Here is a 16,489-nt window from a genome sequence, read left to right as displayed (position 1 = left end):
CTCCCGCGGGGAGAAACCCCACGGTGCGGCCCCGGCTCGGGGTGAGGCTGGTGGGGACCGGGAACCCCCGACCGCGAGGAGACGCGATGCCCACCCCGACACCCACCGGGCCGTTCGACGACCAGTTGTCGCAACGGCTGCTGTTCCAGCGCATCGTCGTGCTCGGCCAGGAGGTCGACGACGCCGTCGCGAACCGGGTCTGCGCACAACTGCTGCTGCTCGCCGCCGACGACCCGAAGAGCGACGTCGCCCTCTACGTCAACTCCCCCGGCGGTTCCATCAGCGCCGGGCTGGCCGTCTACGACACGATGCGCCTGATCCCCAACGACGTCGCCACCCTCGTGATGGGCATGGCGGCCAGCATGGGGCAGTTCCTGCTGGGCGCGGGGACGCCCGGCAAGCGGTTCGCGCTGCCGCACGCGCGGGTGATGATGCACCAGCCGTCCGGCGGGATCGGCGGAACCGCCGCCGACATCGCGATCCAGGCGGAGAACCTGGCGCACACGAAGGCGACGATGCAACGCCTCATCGCCGAGCACACGGGGCAGGACGTGGCGACGGTCGAACGCGACTCCCAGCGGGACAGGTGGTTCACGGCCGAGGAGGCCCGCGAGTACGGCATCGTGGACCGCGTCGTGGAGCGGGTGGACGACGTGCGCCTGGGCGCGGGGCGGAGGGTGGGGCTGTGAGCACGCTCGTCCCGTACGTCACGGAGTCCACCCCGCGCGGGGAACGCACCTCCGACGTCTTCAGCCGGTTGCTGTCGGAGCGCATCGTGTTCCTCGGCGGAGAGATCGACGACGCGGTCGCGAACGTCGTCATCGCCCAGCTGCTGCACCTGGCCTCGGAGGACCCGGTGGCGGACGTGAACCTCTACGTGAACTCCCCCGGGGGGTCGGCCACGGCCCTGATGGCGATCTACGACACGGTGCGGTTCGTGCAGCCGGACGTGGCGACGTTCTGCGTGGGGCAGGCCGCCTCGGCGGCGGCGGTGCTGCTGGCCGCGGGCGCACCGGGCAAGCGCTCGGTGCTGGAGCACTCCCGGGTGCTGCTGCACCAGCCGTCCGGCGGGGCGCAGGGCACGGCGGCGGACCTGCAGATCCAGGCGCGCGAGGTGCTGCGGCTGCGCGGTGAGATCGAGCAGGTGCTCTCCCGGCACACCGGGCACTCCGTGGAGCGGCTGCGCACCGACCTGGACCGCGACCTGGTGCTGCCGGCGGCCGAGGCCGTCGCCTACGGCGTCGCCGACCGGGTGATCGCCCCCGCCGACCTGCGCCCCGCCCACCCCTGAGGACCGCCACCCCCTCCCCGCGGTGATCTTGCGAGCGTGAGGGTTCAACCGTGCGAGATCACCGTGGGGGTGGGGGCGGGGGCGCCGAGGGTTCAGGCGGCGAGGGAGAGGGAGACCGTCCCGGGCGGGGCGACGGGACGCGCACCGGAGCGCGCCGACGACGTCACGTCCAGCGGCTCGCCGGCGGCGCGGCGCAGCAGCTCCGCCAGCGGCAGGCCGAGGGCTCCGCAGATCGCTGCGACGACCTCCGAGGACGGTTCCTTCCCGCCGCGCTCGACCTGCGACAGGTGCGGCAGCGAGACGCCGGAGACGGCGGCCACGGCGGCGAGGGTGCGCCCCTGCGCGACGCGCTCCTCGCGCAGCACCGACCCCACGAGCTCGCGCAGCAGCGGGCCGGGACGGGCACGCACCGGCAGCAGGACCGGCGGCGGTGCGGGACTGCTCACGGCGACCTCCAGCGTCGGGGTCCCACCGACGCTAGCGCCGGTCCCCGGGACGCGGCAGGGCCGTCCGNCCGCTGTGAGCGGACGGCCCTGCCGGGCGCGGGGGGGTCAGCGGTCCTCGAAGGCGGTGGCCATCCGCACCTGCTCGTCGAGGACGGCGCCGATGCGCGCCTGCACCGCGTCCAGCTCCCGGATGATCGCCGTCGTGCCCTCGATGCCGGCCGTGACCTGCTCGCTGGAGGCCTGGATGCCGGCGATCTGCTGGGCGACGCGCTGGGTGGCGTCGGCGGTCTCGCGGGCCAGGTCCTTCACCTCGCTGGCGACGACCGCGAAACCGCGGCCCAGCTCACCGGCGCGCGCGGCCTCGATCGTGGCGTTCAGCGCCAGCAGGTTCGTCTGGTCGGCGATGCCGGAGATGATCTTGATGACCTCGCCGACGGCCTGCGACGCCTGCGCCAGCGCCTGCACCTCCCCCGTCAGGGCGGAGGCCTGCCCGGCGGCGGAGTCGCCGACGCGGCCGGCGTCGAGGACGGCGTCACGCAGCCGCGAGACGGTGTCGAGCAGTTCGCGGGAGTTCTGGGCGTCCACCTCGGCGCGGTGCAGCACGTCCAGACGCTGCGACACCAGCTGGGCGACGTTGCGCAGCGCCGCCGCGCGCGTCTCTGACAGGTCCACGAACTCGGTGACGAAGAAGTCCATGGTGCCGACGACGTGGCCGCCGACGGTGATGGGGAAGCAGACGCCGGACTTCACGCCGGCGCGCTGCGCCGCGGGCGCCCGCACGCAGTCGGTGACCTCGGCGAGGTCGCGCACGAACACCAGGTCGCGGGCGCGCCAGGCGCGCCCGGACAGCCCGACGCCCTCGGCGAACGACGCCGCGAGCGTGACCCGGCGGAACTCGTCGCCGGCCGACCCGGACTCCACCGCGAACCTCAGGGTCCGGTCGCTCTCGTCCAGCGCCCAGAACGAGCCGTACGCCCAGCCGAACGCCTCGCGGACGGTGTCCAGGGCCACGCGCAGGGCCTGGTCGCGGTCACGGGCCTCCGACAGGGAGGTGACCACGGTGGTGACGGCCTCGCGGTCGCTGAGGGTCTCGGCCAGTTCCGCGCGGGTGCGCACCGAGTGCCGGGCGCTGGCGAGGACCCGATCGATGGACTCCCACTTGCCGGCGCGCTGGCCGAAGAACGGCAGCGGTGCGGAGTGGTAGTACTCGACGAGCGCGGTGACCTCACCGCAGTCGATCGACGGGAACAGGGCGCCCTCGACCGCGCCGCCGGCCTGCGCGTCCTGCCAGCGCCGGCAGGGCGTGCCCGCGGAGTCGGGGGTGAGGTGGACGTGCTCGCGCTCGCCGATGGCCTTGCCGCCCCAGCCGTCGCCGGGGCCGAGGGACGTGCCGCGCGAGGAGGCCAGGGCGGCGACGCCGCGGCCGAACTCCTCGGCGACGACGAAGCGGCCGTCGGGGCCGGGCCGCCAGACGGCGCCGTAGTCCAGCCCGAAGGTGTCGGTGATGGTGCGCACCATCGCCCGGTACACCTCGGCCTCGGTGCTCGCCTGCTCGAAGGCGGCCAGGACCGCCTCCAGGGCCTCCACGTCGCGGGGGGCGGCTGCGGGGGCCAGCGGGCCGGCGCCGGCCCGGGTCTTGCGTCCGAACACGTCCCCTCCAGGGGGTCGAGGGCGGCCGCCTGGTGCGCCGCGCGGAGTGCTCCCGTGCCATCGGCAGTCCGGTGCAGCGGCTTGAACGGCCCCGGGCGGCTCGACCGGCCGGGTGGGCGACGCTGCGCCAGACTGGCGCGGTGCTGCGACGACCCCGTCCCCGAGGTGCCCGGCGCGCCGCTGCGGCCGCCCTGCTGGCGACCGGGGCGCTGACCTGGTCCGCGGCCACCCCGGCGGTGGCGGTGGAGCCGTTCCGGTTGCCCGGCCAGGTCACCGACCGGGTGGGTGCGCTCGACGGCTCGGACGTCGCGCCGGCGCTGCGCGAGCTGCAGCAGCGGGAGGGCGTGCAGCTGTGGGTGGTGCTCGTCGACTCCTTCGACGGCGAGGACCCCGTGCGGTGGGCCGACGAGACGGCCCTGGCCAGCGGCCTCGGCGTGGACGACGTGCTGCTGGCGGTGGCCACGGAGGAGGGCGCCTTCGCGTACTCCGTCGACGACGCCTCCCCGCTGAGCGACGCGGACCTGACGCAGCTGTCCCGCGACACCGAGGCGCACCTGGTGGAGGGCGACTGGTCCGGCGCGGTCGTCGCCGGCGCGGAGTCGATCGACGACGCGCTGGGCGGCGGGTTCCCGTGGGGTTGGGCTGCCGCGGGCGCCGTCGTGGTCGCCGGCGGCGGCGCGCTGCTCCTGGCTCGCTCGCGCCGCGGCGGCACCGGCGCGGGGGGCGCGAGCGCGGCGCGCGGCGGTGAGTTCGCCGGCACGAGCACCGCCGACCTGGCCCGCACGGCCGACGCCCTGCTGGTGCGCGCCGACGACGCGGTGCGCTCCAGCGCCGAGGAGCTGGAGTTCGCCACCGCGGAGTTCGGCGAGCAGCGCACCGCGGGCTTCCGCGACGTGCTCGCCGAGGCGCGCGCCGCGCTGACGGCGGCGTTCACCGCCCGGCAGGGCCTGGACGACGCCGAGCCGGAGACCGAGGCGCGCCGGCGCGAGGTGCTGACCGGGATCGTCGCGGACTGCCGCCGCGTGGACGAGACGCTGGAGGCCGCCTCGGGGAGCGTCGACGAGCTGCGTGACCTGGTGCGCCGCGCCCCGGAGGTCCTGACGGGCGTGGAGGAGCGCCTGCCCGCGCTGCGCGACGCGGTGGGACCCGCGCGGCAGCGGCTCGACGCGCTGCGCGGGCAGTTCGGGGGGACGGCCCTGGCGACGGTCGAGGACGCGCCCCAGCAGGCCTCCGAGCGCCTGGACCTGGCGGAGCGCTCGGCCGTCGAGGCGCGCGGCGCGCTGGCCGACCCGACCCGCGCCGGCGAGGTGGTGGACGCGGTGCGCGCCGCCCAGGGGGCGCTGGTGCAGGCCGAGCAGCTGCTGACGTCGGTGGAGCGCACCGGCACCGGCCTGCGCCGCGCGGTGCAGGAGCTGCCCGTGGCGCTGGCCCGGCTGCGCGCGGCGGCGGACGCGCCCGCCGGGGCCTCCTCCCCGGTGCCGGCGGAGCTGGCCGGGGCGCTGGCCGCCGCCCGCGCCGTCGCCGCGTCGGCGCAGCAGCAGGGCCCCGAGGACCCGCTGGGAGCGCTGCACCGCGTCGTGGAGGCCGAGCGGGCCCTGGACGCGGCGCGGGACGCGGTGGAGGAGACGGCCCGCGAGCGCCGCCAGGAGCGGGCGGCGCTGGAGCAGGCGCTGCTGGCGGCGCGCGCGGAGGTGGAGGCGGCGGAGGACTTCGTGGCCACGCGGCGCGGTGCGGTGGGCGGCACGGCCCGCACCCGGCTGGCGGAGGCCCGCCGGCACCTGGGGGCGGCGGTGGAGCTCGCGGACGGCGACGCGGCGGCGGCGCTGCAGCACGCGCGCACGGCGGACGCGCTGGCGGAGGAGGCGGGGCGGCTCGCGCGCGCGGACGCGTCCGCGTGGGGTGCTCCGGGGACGGTGGCGGGCCCGGGCCTGGAGGACCTGCTGGGCGGGGTGCTGCTGGGCGGTGGGCGGCGCCGCACCGGGTTCGGGGGCTCGTGGGGCGGCGGGTTCGGCGGGGGCTTCGGCGGGTTCGGGGGCTCGTGGGGCGGGCCGGGACCGAGCGCGCGGCGCGGTCGCTCCGGGGGCTTCGGCGGGAGCTTCGGCGGGGGTTCCGGCGGCGGCCGGCGCTCCTCCGGCGGGGGCCGGCGCGGGGCGGGCGGGCGGTTCTGAGGGGCGTCCCGGGCTGCCCGGCGGGGCGGGGGCTGGGAGGGTCGGAGCGGCACGGGCAAGCACGAGGCGCCGGCGCGGCCGGCGGGGAGGACGGGGACGTGGCGCAGAAGCAGTCGATCCTGGGGCGCATCGCGCAGCTGGCGCGGGCGAACGTCAACGCGCTCATCGACCAGGCGGAGGACCCGGAGAAGGTCCTGGACCAGGTGATCCGGGACTACACGGCGAACATCTCCGACGCGGAGGCGGCGATCGCGCAGACGATCGGGAACCTGCGCCTGGCGGAGGCGGACCGCGACGACGACGTGGCGGCGGTGCGGGAGTGGGGCGGCAAGGCGCTGGCGGCCTCGCGAAAGGCGGACGAGCTGCGCGCGGCGGGCCGGGGCGCGGAGGCGGACCGCTTCGACGAGCTGGCGAAGCTGGCGCTGAAGCGGCAGATCTCCTTCGAGCAGGAGGTCAGCGCGGCGACGCCGCAGATCGCGGCGCAGACGGAGGTCGTCGACAAGCTCAAGAGCGGGCTGGCGGCGATGAAGGAGAAGCTGACGGAGCTGCGCGGCAAGCGCGACCAGCTGGTGGCGCGCGCGAAGGCCGCGCAGGCCCAGTCGCAGGTGCAGGCGGCGATCGGCTCGATCGACGTGCTGGACCCCACCTCGGAGCTGTCGCGCTTCGAGGAGCGGGTGCGCCGGGAGGAGGCGCGGGTGGCCGGGCAGGCGGAGCTGCAGGCCGACTCCCTGGACGCGCGGTTCGCCGAGCTGGAGGACCTGTCGGCCGACCTGGACGTCGAGGCCCGCCTGGCCGCCCTGAAGTCCGGCGCCTGACCGCGCCCCCGCCCACCCACGGCGGTGATCCTGCACGGTCGAGCGTTCACCCGTGCGGGATCACCGCGGGGTGGGGCGGGGCACGGGGTGCGACGGACGTCGCGTGCTGCGCGCAACGATCGGAGGACGGCCCCCGGGCGGGGGGTACCTACGCTGTGGGAGTGAGCGCCGCCCCGCCACCGGCCCCGCCGGTCTCCCCGCCGGTGCGCGACCCCCGCGTCGCCCGCTGGCCCTTCGCCCCGCGCCTGCGCGACCTGCTGGCGATCGCGCTGTCGCTGCTGGTGGCGGTCGTCTGGTTCTCCGTGCAGGTCGAGGGGCCCGTCGACACCGCTGCCTCCGGCTACTACGCCGCCCCGCTGGACCTCTCCCACGTCGGCGCCGCCGACGTGGTGCTCCTGCTGGTGGTGCTGGCCTCCTGCGCGTCGCTGTGGTGGCGGCGCAGCTACCCGGTGGCGGTCACCGTCGCCTCGATCGCGGTGGCCCTGCTCGTGGCGTTCGACGGGGCGATGTTCTTCGCGCTGCTCACGCTGGCGGTCCGCCGCAGGGACCGCCTGCTGGTGCTGCTGGCGGTGCTGGGCTTCCTCTCCTCGGTGACCGCCGCGGCGCGCACCACCCTGGACGGGTGGGGCTTCTCGGTGTTCACCGCCGCCCTCGGCACGGCGCTGGTGGTGTTCGTCGGCGCCTACGTGGGCGCGCGCCGGGCCCTGGTGTGCACGTTGTGGGAGCGCGCCGAGCGCGCCGAGCAGGAGCAGTCGCTGCGCGCCGAGCAGGCGCGGCTGGCCGAGCGCACCCGCATCGCCCGGGAGATGCACGACGTGCTGGCGCACCGCATCTCGCTGGTGGCGCTGCACGCCGGAGGGCTGGAGGTGCGCCCCGACGTCGGTCCCGAGCAGGTGGAGACGACGGCGGCGACGATCCGGGAGACGGCGCGCACCGCGCTGGAGGACCTGCGCCGGGTCCTCGGCGTGCTGCGCACCCCCGGCTCCGGCACCGGCGCGGCGGGGAGCAGCGCCGCCACGGCGGCGGAGCTGGCGCCGCAGCCGACGCTGGTGGACGTGCGCCGCCTGGTGGAGTCCAGCCGGGAGGCGGGGGTGGCGGCGCAGTTCCGCACGGACGTGCCGGTGCACGCGGACGTGCCCGCCGAGCTGGGCCGCACCGTGTACCGGGTGGTGCAGGAGGCGCTGACGAACGTGCACAAGCACGCCCCGTCGGCGCCCACGGTGGTGACGATCTCCGGGGAGGTGGGCCGCGAGCTGATCGTGTCCGTCGTCAACGCCCGCCCCGACGGGCAGCCCTCCGGCCTGCCGGGGGCGGGCTCGGGTCTGGTGGGCCTGTCGGAGCGGGTGGGGTTCGCGGAGGGCACGATCCGCAGCGGCCCGGAACCCGGTGGCGGGTTCGCGGTGCGGGCGCAGCTGCCGTGGCCGCTGCCGGAGGGCCGGTCGGCGCAGCGGACCACCGCCGCGTGGACGCCGCCGGATGCCAGACTCACCCCCGCACCGGTGACGGTCGGCCGCGGCGGCACGAGCGCGGACCGTCCCGCACCCGCCGGTGCGCCCGACGACGGACGGAGTGCAGCACAGTGACCACCGACCCGAGCCCCTCAGCGGGCACCGCGCCGAGCGGCGCACCGGCGCGCCCCACCCGGGTGCTGCTGGTGGACGACGACGCGCTGGTGCGCGCCGGGCTGCGGATGATCCTGTCCAGCGCCGAGGACCTCGAGGTCGTCGGCGAGGCGGAGAACGGCGCGCAGGCCGTGGAGGGCGTCGCCGCGCACCGCCCGGACATCGTGCTCATGGACGTGCGCATGCCCGTGATGGACGGTCTGAGCGCCGCCCAGGCCATCACCGCCCGCCCGCAGGCGCCAGCCGTGGTGATGCTGACGACGTTCGACCTGGACGAGTACGTGTTCCAGGCGCTGCAGGCCGGCGCGACGGGGTTCCTGCTGAAGGACACCCCGCCGCGGGAGCTCGTCGCGGCGGTGCGGGTGGTCGCGGCGGGCGAGGCGATGCTCTCGCCGACGGTGACGCGCCGCCTGGTGGGGCACTTCGCCGCGGACGCGGTGAACCCGCGGCGGCGGGAGGCCGCCGAGCGCCTGCAGCTGCTGACCGAGCGCGAGCGGGAGGTGCTGGGCGCGGTGGGCCGCGGGCTGTCGAACGCCGAGATCGGCCGCGAGCTGTTCATGAGCGAGGCGACGGTGAAGACGCACGTGTCGCGGTTGCTGACGAAGCTGGAGGCGCACAACCGCGTGCAGGTGGCGATCGTGGCGCACGACGCGGGGCTGCTGGACGGCTGAGGCGACCGCGGGCCGGCACGGCGCGCATGGGAAGCACGACGGCGGGTAGTTCCCGAGCGTGCACGGGGGACGGCTGCAAGAGGGCGGCCGCCCCCGACGACGCCCACCGAGGAGACACCGTGGCCGAGGACCAGACCACCCCGCAGGACCCCACCTCCCAGCACGCCCAGCCCGACAACGAGGGCGAGCAGATCGCGCACCCGGGCCGCACCGGGGACCTGCGCGACGAGCCCGACCACGGCGAGGAGTCGTACCGGGGCAGCGGGCGCCTGGAGGGCAAGAAGGCCGTCATCACCGGCGGCGACTCCGGCATCGGCCGCGCCGTGGCCATCGCCTTCGCCCGCGAGGGCGCCGACGTGCTGATCGTGCACCTGCCCGAGGAGGAGGACGACGCGCGCACCACCGTCGGCCACGTCGAGGCCGCGGGCCGCCAGGGCGTCGCGCTGGCCGCCGACATCCGCGAGGAGGACTCCTGCCAGCGGATCGTCGACCGGGCCGTGCAGGAGTTCGGCCGCATCGACGTCCTCGTCAACAACGCCGCCTACCAGATGGCCCAGCCCGGCGGCCTGGAGGACATCACCACCGAGCAGCTGGACCGCACGTTCAAGACGAACCTGTACGGGATGTTCTGGCTGACGAAGAAGTCCCTGCCGCACATGGGCGAGGGCTCCAGCATCATCAACACGGCCTCGATCCAGGCGTACCAGCCGTCCCCGCCGCTGCTGGACTACGCCACCACCAAGGCCGGCATCGTGAACTTCACCAAGGGCCTGGGGCAGATGCTGGCCGAGCGCGGGATCCGGGTGAACTGCGTGGCGCCCGGCCCGATCTGGACGCCGCTGATCCCGGCGACGATGCCGGAGGACGCCGTCGGCTCGTTCGGCGAGGACGTGCCGCTGGGCCGGGCCGGGCAGCCCGCGGAACTGGCCCCGGCGTACGTGTTCTTCGCCTCGCAGGAGTCCAGCTACATCACCGCCGAGGTCATCGGCGTCACCGGCGGCAAGCCGATCTCCTGACGGCCCGGAGGTGCCGGGCCCGCTCACCGGCGGGCCCGGCACCGTCCCGCGGCGCACCGCTCAGCGCAGCAGCTCCGGCACCAGGGGGTCGACCCCGTGCACGTGGGTGGCGAGGAACGCGAACACCGTCTCGTACCAGAGGATCGCGTGCTGCGGGGTGAGCACCCAGTGGTTCTCGTCGGGGAAGTACAGGAACCGGTGCGGCAGGTCCTGCGGGTCGCCGTCCCAGTGCTCGTTCAGGGCCCACCACAGCGCCAGGCCCTCCCCGATCGGCACCCGGAAGTCCTTGTCGCCGTGGATCACCAGCACGGGTGTGGTGATGTCCGCCGCGTGCGCGGAGGGGTCGTTGGCCGCGACCATCGCGGGCGTCATCTCCCGCGACCAGTACCAGGGGGCGTCGGTGGTGCCCCCGAACCCGCGCAGCGACCACAGGGACGCGTGGGTGACGATCGCCCGGAAGCGGTCGGTGTGCCCGGCGATCCAGTTCGCCACGTACCCGCCGAAGGAGCCACCCATGGCGGCGGTGCGCGTGGCGTCGAGGTCGTCGCGCTCCAGCGCGGCGTCGGTGAGCGCCATCAGGTCGGTGTACGGTTCGGCGCCCCAAGCCCCCCACCCGCGGGCGAGGAACTCCGCCCCGTACCCGGTGGACAGGCCCGGGTCGGGCAGCAGGACGGCGTAGCCGCGCGCGACCGCCAGCCACGGGTTCCAGCGCCACGACCAGGAGTTCCAGGAGCTCAGCGGCCCACCGTGCACCCACAGCAGCAGCGCGGCGGGCTTCTCGGCGCAGGCGCCGGACGGCAGCGCCAGCCATGCACGCACCCGCGTGCCGTCGGCGGCGGTGGTGGTGACCTCGGTGAGGGTGCCGGGCAGTTCCACCACCGGCGCGGGACCGGGCAGGTGCTGCGGTTCCTGGCCGGGGGTGCGCGCGTCCAGGCGCACCACGGCCGGAGGCGCGTCCACGGCGGAGCGCACCGCGTACACGTGCGCGCCGTCCGGGGAGACCTGCAGGTCGCCGTAGGCGCCGTGGTCTCCCGTCAGCCGCACCACCTCACCGCCGGCGACGTCGACGCGGACCACGGGGGCGCGGCCGTGGTCGTCGGCGGCGAGGAACAGCTCGTCCGAGCCGGGCCCCCACTGCGGCCGCGCACCCCAGAACTGCCGCTCGGGCGCGACCTCCCGCACCCCGGAGCCGTCGACGGCGACGACGACGAGCCGCACCGACGGCGGCTGCTGCGGGGTGGAGCGGGACTCGGCCAGCGCGGCGACGTGCCGCCCGTCCGGGGAGAGCGCGACGGCGCCGAACTCGCGCTGCGGGTCGTCGGCGAGGACGCGCACGGACCCGTCGGTGGTGGAGATCGCGACCAGCCGGACGTGCTGGTCGCCGCGGGGCTGCGCGACGACCTCGGTGGTGACGAGTTCCGCGCCGTCGGGGGTGAGGGCGGCGCTGGCCTCGCGGTGGCGCAGGCCGGGCGAGGGCGTCAGGTCCCGCCAGCGCAGCGTGTCGCGGGTGCCGGCGGCGGGTTCTGCGCCGGGCAGCTCGGCGGTGAGGAACCGGGGTTCGTCGGGACCGAGGTCGCTGTCCCAGTAGCGGACCGGGACCCGCGCGTGCAGGACGGCGGTGACCCCCTTCTCCTTCCGCGCCTTCCGGCGGGCGGCGTCGGAGGTGGGGCCGTCCTCGGCGTCGTCGGCGCCCGGCATGGTCGCGGAGGTGACGACCACGCGGTTCGAGGTGCGGGCGACCAGCGGCGCGGACACGCCCCCGGGCCGGGTGCCGACGACGCGGGCCTCCCCCACCGGCGGCAGCGCCCACAGCGCGGCGGGCGTGTCCTCGGCGGCTCCCGCGTCCGGGTCGGGGCGCGCGGAGGTGAACAGCAGGGTGCCGTCGGGGGCGAACACGGGTGAGGATTCCGCGGCGGAGGATCGGGTGAGCCTGCGGGCGGGACGCTCGCCGGTGGGGTCGACCTCCCACAGGGCCCCGCGCCAGCGGGTGGCGTCGGCGCTGAGGGTGGCCACCGTCGTCACCAGGCGGGTGCCGTCCGCGGACAGCGCCAGGCCGGCCGTGCGCGGCAGGGCGGTGAAGGCGTCGAGGTCGGCGAACGGTGTCGCGGTGGGGCTGTGGGCCATGCCCCGTTCTACCTCCCGGCGGCTACGGCCCGGCCGGGCGGGGGGCCGCGCCGGGGTGCCCCGGGTGCTCCTGGACGGTGCTGACCGGGACCGCGTCGGCCGGGGCGGCCGTGGCGGGCAGCAGCGCGATGCCGGCCGCGGCGGCGGCCGTCGCGACGAGGCCGAGGGCGAGGCGGTACGGGGTCATGCCGTTCTCCTTGCGCCGTCCGGGTGACGTGCTCGTGGTGTCGGCACCGCCCGTCACCCCCTTGAGCCGGGGGCGCATGCGGGTGCGGCGTGCGCGCATGGCCGGGCGGGGGGGTGCGGCGGTCGACTGGGCACGGCCCCGCAGCGGGGCCCACGACCGCACCGCGGCACGGGCCGCGACAGGAGGAGGACCAGTGATCGTCGTCATCGGTGGAACCGGCAAGACGGGTCGTCGCGTGGCCGACCGGCTGCGCGCGAAGGGTCAGGACGTGCGCGCCGGGTCGCGCTCGACGGAACCCCGCTTCGACTGGGAGGACGCGTCCACGTGGGCGCCCGCGCTGGCCGGCGCGGAGGCCGCCTACGTCACCTACTACCCCGACCTGGCGTTCCCGGGCGTCCCGGAACTGATCGAGGAGTTCTGCCGCGTCGCCCGCTCGGCGGGCGTGCGTCGCGTCGTGCTGCTGTCGGGGCGCGGCGAGGAGGGCGCGGTGGCCAGCGAGGAGGCCGTGCAGCGTTCCGGGCTGGAGTGGACCGTGGTGCGCTGCAACTGGTTCAACCAGAACTTCTCGGAGAGCTTCTTCCTGGAGCCGGTGCGCGCCGGCGTCCTGTCCATCCCCGCCGGCGACGCCGTCGAGCCGTTCGTGGACGCCGACGACATCGCCGACGTGGCGGTGGCGGCGCTCACCGAGCCCGGGCACACCGGCCAGGTGTACGAGCTGTCCGGCCCGCGGCTGCTGAGCTTCACCGAGGTCGCGGACGAGCTGTCCCGCGCCACGGGCCGCGAGATCCGCTACGAACCCGTCAGCCACGCCGAGTACGCCGCCGAGCTGGAGCGCGAGGGCCTGCCCGGCGACTTCGCGGACCTGTTCGCCATCATCCTCGACGGCCGCAACGCCTCGGTGACCGACGGGGTGGAGCGGGCCCTGGGCCGCGCCCCCAAGGACTTCTCCGCCTACGCCCGCGAGGCGGCCGCCACCGGGGTGTGGGCGCCGGTCCCGGCCGCCGCGCTCTGACCCGAGCGAGCGGCGGGTGACCACGGCCACGACGACGCTGCTGCCCGCGCAGCGCGGCGTCCCGCGGGGTCCGGGCGGCGGGGTGCTCCTGCTGGTGTTCCGGGCCCCGCGGCACGACCCGGGCGCGGCGGACGCGGGCGGGGACGCGGCGGTCCCGCTCAGCACCACCAGGCACCCCTCGGTGCTCACCGCGCTGAGCGCGCTCGCCGCCGCGGGCCTGCCCGCCGGGGACGGCGACCGCCGCGCCGTCCTGCTGGAGGAGGACGCCGCGGCCCCGGGCGGTGCCGGTGGCCACCCGGCCGTGGCGGGCGGCGTGCCGGCCGAGCTCCTGGAGCAGGTCCCGGCGGGAGCGGTCCTGCTGCCGCCGGGCGCGGCCCTGGTGGCGGGGCCGATGCTCTCGCCGGACGCGGACCTGTTCGCCCTGTGCCCGCACCGGTGCCCGCCGGGGCAGCGGTACTACGTGCTGCGCCCCAGCACCGGCGCCGGACCGCGGCGGCGGACCGGCGCCCTGGAGTGGGCGCGGCGAGCGGTGGTGGGTGCCCCCGCGCTCCCGGGGGCACCGGGACCGGGGGCCCGGGTCGTCTGCGTGCGCGGCAGCGGCCCGGCCGCCGAGGCGTGGGCGGCCGACGTCGCGCTGCAGGAGCACGCGCGGGGCGCGGTGGTGCTGCGGGTGCGCTGCCGCCCGGGGGCCGGGCAGCTGTCCACGGTGACCGCCCTGCTGGACGCGGCGGACGGGTGGGCACCCGCCGCGGACGGTCCGCACCCCTTCGGCGACCCCGGCGGGGACGGCCTCGACGAGGTGGTGCGCCGGCTCACGCGGTGCGGCCCGGCGGTGCTGGTGCTGCACGACGCCCGCCACCTGGACGGGTGGAGCCTGGCCGTCCTGGAGCGGCTGCTGCGCCGGCACGACGGCCTGCGCCTCCTGCTGCACCTGCCGGGCGCGGCCGCCGCCGGGCGCCTCGCGGGACGGCTCGCGGCGGCCGTCGGGCGCGCCCAGGTGGCCGAGGTGGTCGCCGGGCCGCACGCCTAGCGGGGCCCGGGGGCCGGGCGGCGCTCGTTCCCGCACCGCACCCGGCCGGCCTCGGCGCGCAGGGCCGCGGCCAGGACCCGGTCGGCGACGCGGCCCCGGCCCTCCAGCACCGTCGCCAGCTCCGTCTGCGCACGCACCAGCCACGTGGTCGCCCCGCGCCGGGCCGCCTGGGCGATCGCGGCCGTCAGGCTCTCCTCCGCCTCGTCCCACGCGCCGGCGCGGAAGGCCAGCCGCCCGCGGTGCAGGTCCGCGGGACCGACGTCGGAGCGGTCGCCGTGCCCGCACGTCAGCCCGGCCAGCGGGCGCAGGGCCTCCAGCAGCGGGACGGCGGCGTGCTCGTCGCCGGTGTCGGCGACGACAACGGCCAGCACGCCCACCGAGTGCCACCACGCGTCGCCGGGGGCGTCGGCCAGCACGGTGGGCACGAGCCAGCGCGCGCGGGAGCGGGCCGCGGCCTCGCCGGCGGCCAGGAGCTGCTCGAGGCAGTGGTCGACGGGCCCGGCGGGGCCGCGCGGGGCCGCGCCGACGCCCAGTCCCGCCCAGGACGCCACGAGAGCCTGCCGCCGGGCGGGGTCGGCGCCCGCCGCCGCACCCGCCCCGCCGGGCGCCCCGGTGACACCGAGCGCCTCCGACCACCCCCGCGCGTCGAGGGTCCCGTCGGCGGTGGCCCGGGCGAAGGCCCCCTGGCGCAGGGCGTCGCGCACCTGCCCGGCGAGGGGACCGCCGGCCGGTCCCGCCGAGCACCCGGCCACGGCGCGCAGGCGCGCCTCGTGCGGCCCGCGGGGCCGGCCCAGCACGGCGGCGGCCGCGGCGCCGTGGGCCGCGGCGTGCAGGCGGGCGGGGTCGTCGCCCACGGCGCCGGCCAGCAGCCACAGGTCCTCCGCCTCGGCGCACCGCTGGTGCACCAGGAGCGGGCCCGTGCGGTGCTCCAGGCGGCAGGCGAGCGGTTCCAGCGCCCGCTGCAGCAGCGGCCGCGGCAGCGCCCGGCCGCTCACCCGCAGGCGCCGGGCCGCGTAGTCGGGCAGCCAGCGGTCCAGCTCGCCGGCCGCGGGCCCGGCCCCGGGGAGCTGCTCGGCGACGAGGTCGTCCACGGCCAGGACGTCCGCCAGCAGGCCGGGGCGCCGGGCCACCGAGTCCAGCAGCGCCGCCGCGGCGCTCACCGCGAGGTCGACGCGGTCGCTGCGCAGCGCGTCGAAGAGGCCGCCGAACAGGTGCCGCTCGTGCCCCTCGGTCCCCGTCGCCAGCTCCAGGCGCCCCAGGCGCACCGAGGCCAGCGCGCGCGAGGCGAGGTCGTCCTCGGGGACCGCGCTGAGCAGGTGCCGCCACCAGCGCGCGGCCTCGTGCGGCTCGCCGGCGTCGGCGGCCTCCTGGGCCGCCCGCTCGCACACGTCCAGCACCTCGCGCCCGCCGTGGTCCGGACGGCTGCGCCAGACGTGCTCGGCGAGGGCGCGGTGGTGGTGCGGTCCGGGCTCGCGCGGCCCACCGCGCGCGGCCGCGGCGCCGAGGGCGTCGGCGAGGACGGCGTGCAGGACGCGCTGCTCGGAGGTGCTCAGCTGCGCGTAGAGGACGTCGCGCAGCACGCCGTGGACGAAGCGGGGCGGGCGGGGCGGGGAGCCCGGGCGCGCGGGGGGCGCCTCGACGAGCAGGCCGTGGGCGCACAGCTCGCTGAGGGCGGCGGCGGTGCGCCGCTCCCCCAGACCGGAGGCGACGGCCAGCACGGGCGTCCCCACGGGCACCTCCTCGCCGGCCCCCTCGCCGGAGCCTGCGACGGCGGCCGTCCGCAGCAGCGTCAGCGCGTCCGCCCCCAGGTCCGCGCAGCGGATGCGCGCGTACGCGCGCACCCCCTCGTCGGGCCGGTGCACGGGGGGCGGGCCGCCGCCGTCGTGCTCGTCGTGCTCGTCGTGCTCGTCGTGGCGCCGTCGCACCGGCTGCTGCGCCAGCCGGGTCAGCAGGTAGGGGTTGCCGCCCGAGCCGCGGTGCAGCGCACCGAGGTGGGGCACCAGGTCGTCGCCGTCGACCACCGCGTGGACGAGGTCGTGCGCCTCCAGCAGGTCCAGCGGGCCGAGGTCCAGGCGGGTGAGCAGCCCGCGCTCGTCGAGGTCCTGCAGGCCGCGCAGGTGCTCGGCACCGAGGCGCTGCTGCTCGGCGGCGGCCAGCACCAGCAGGGGTGCGCGGGCCGGGCTGCGCAGCACCGCGCGGACGGCGGCGGCGCTCTGCGCGTCGACCTCCTCGGCGTCGTCGGCGACGAGCAGCACCGGCCGGGTGGCGGTGAGTCGCAGCAGCGCGGACGCCAGCCGGTCGGCCTCCTCACCGCCGCGGGGCTCGTCGCCGCCTGCCGCCGGCTCGGCGAGCAGGCGGCGCACCGCGGCGTCGCCGGGGTCGCCGGAGTCGTCGCCACCGCCGGCCACGTGGTCGCGCAGGGCACCGCGCAGGGCGCCACCGGGGTCGCCGGGCCCG

The 16,489-nt window shown here is 77.5% G+C and carries 14 protein-coding genes; 9 read left to right on the top strand and 5 right to left on the bottom strand.

The features are described from left to right. The first annotated feature begins 86 nt into the window (after positions 1 to 86). Together MN205_RS02430 and MN205_RS02425 are read left to right on the top strand one after the other, a co-directional pair. On the top strand, positions 87 to 689 hold the full coding sequence (locus tag MN205_RS02430) for a ClpP family protease (protein ID WP_242123970.1): 603 nt from the start codon (positions 87 to 89) through the stop codon (positions 687 to 689). Continuing rightward, positions 686 to 1,291: a ClpP family protease gene (locus tag MN205_RS02425; RefSeq protein ID WP_242123968.1), complete on the top strand. Its 606-nt coding sequence runs from the start codon at positions 686 to 688 to the stop codon at positions 1,289 to 1,291. The genes MN205_RS02430 and MN205_RS02425 overlap by 4 nt, the downstream gene beginning before the upstream one ends. A 92-nt stretch (positions 1,292 to 1,383) precedes the next feature. On the opposite strand, the gene MN205_RS02420 is transcribed toward MN205_RS02425, so the two are convergent. Together MN205_RS02420 and MN205_RS20145 are read right to left on the bottom strand one after the other, a co-directional pair. After that, a complete protein-coding gene (locus MN205_RS02420) occupies positions 1,384 to 1,737 on the bottom strand; it encodes a helix-turn-helix domain-containing protein (RefSeq protein WP_242123966.1) in 354 nt (117 codons plus the stop codon). 105 nt (positions 1,738 to 1,842) lie between these two features. Continuing rightward, the gene (locus MN205_RS20145; protein ID WP_308220224.1) at positions 1,843 to 3,387 is read right to left on the bottom strand and encodes a methyl-accepting chemotaxis protein; all 1,545 of its coding nucleotides are present in this window, start codon (positions 3,385 to 3,387) and stop codon (positions 1,843 to 1,845) included. Positions 3,388 to 3,527: 140 nt separating this feature from the next. On the opposite strand from MN205_RS20145, the gene MN205_RS02405 reads away from it, so the two are divergent. The 5 genes from MN205_RS02405 to MN205_RS02385 all read left to right on the top strand — a co-directional run bounded on the left by MN205_RS02405 (position 3,528) and on the right by MN205_RS02385 (position 9,679). Beyond that, a complete protein-coding gene (locus tag MN205_RS02405; RefSeq protein ID WP_242123964.1) occupies positions 3,528 to 5,555 on the top strand; it encodes a TPM domain-containing protein in 2,028 nt (675 codons plus the stop codon). Positions 5,556 to 5,653: 98 nt separating this feature from the next. Beyond that, positions 5,654 to 6,370, top strand: coding sequence for a PspA/IM30 family protein (locus MN205_RS02400; RefSeq protein WP_242123962.1), 717 nt, complete (start codon positions 5,654 to 5,656; stop codon positions 6,368 to 6,370). A 161-nt stretch (positions 6,371 to 6,531) separates the two neighbouring features. Then, on the top strand, positions 6,532 to 7,953 hold the full coding sequence (locus MN205_RS02395) for a sensor histidine kinase (protein WP_242123961.1): 1,422 nt from the start codon (positions 6,532 to 6,534) through the stop codon (positions 7,951 to 7,953). Beyond that, positions 7,950 to 8,663, top strand: coding sequence for a response regulator transcription factor (locus MN205_RS02390; RefSeq protein ID WP_242739373.1), 714 nt, complete (start codon positions 7,950 to 7,952; stop codon positions 8,661 to 8,663). Before MN205_RS02395 ends, MN205_RS02390 begins: the two co-directional genes overlap by 4 nt. Before the next feature lie 119 nt (positions 8,664 to 8,782). Next, positions 8,783 to 9,679, top strand: coding sequence for an SDR family oxidoreductase (locus MN205_RS02385; protein ID WP_242123959.1), 897 nt, complete (start codon positions 8,783 to 8,785; stop codon positions 9,677 to 9,679). Between the two features lie 60 nt (positions 9,680 to 9,739). Here MN205_RS02385 and MN205_RS02380 read toward each other — a convergent pair whose 3' ends face one another. Both MN205_RS02380 and MN205_RS02375 read right to left on the bottom strand, forming a co-directional pair. After that, positions 9,740 to 11,803, bottom strand: coding sequence for an alpha/beta fold hydrolase (locus tag MN205_RS02380; RefSeq protein WP_242123957.1), 2,064 nt, complete (start codon positions 11,801 to 11,803; stop codon positions 9,740 to 9,742). Between the two features lie 22 nt (positions 11,804 to 11,825). Further along, positions 11,826 to 11,990 (bottom strand): hypothetical protein, encoded by a 165-nt coding sequence (locus MN205_RS02375; protein ID WP_242123955.1) that lies wholly within the window; start codon positions 11,988 to 11,990, stop codon positions 11,826 to 11,828. A gap of 193 nt (positions 11,991 to 12,183) precedes the next feature. Here MN205_RS02375 and MN205_RS02370 point away from each other — a divergent pair, with 193 nt between their 5' ends. Beyond that, on the top strand, positions 12,184 to 13,002 hold the full coding sequence (locus tag MN205_RS02370; protein WP_242123954.1) for an NAD(P)H-binding protein: 819 nt from the start codon (positions 12,184 to 12,186) through the stop codon (positions 13,000 to 13,002). Positions 13,003 to 13,018: 16 nt separating this feature from the next. Beyond that, a complete protein-coding gene (locus MN205_RS02365; protein WP_242123952.1) occupies positions 13,019 to 14,032 on the top strand; it encodes a hypothetical protein in 1,014 nt (337 codons plus the stop codon). On the opposite strand, the gene MN205_RS02360 is transcribed toward MN205_RS02365, so the two are convergent. Beyond that, positions 14,029 to 16,489: hypothetical protein (locus MN205_RS02360; RefSeq protein ID WP_242123950.1), on the bottom strand; the 2,461-nt coding region annotated here is incomplete at its 5' end. The genes MN205_RS02365 and MN205_RS02360 overlap by 4 nt on opposite strands.

Source organism: Kineococcus sp. TRM81007, from assembly GCF_022669155.1.
In the GTDB taxonomy this organism is placed as follows: Bacteria; Actinomycetota; Actinomycetes; order Actinomycetales; family Kineococcaceae; genus Kineococcus.
The sequence above is the reverse complement of the archived record's forward strand: the minus strand, read 5'-3'. Positions and strand labels throughout refer to the sequence as shown.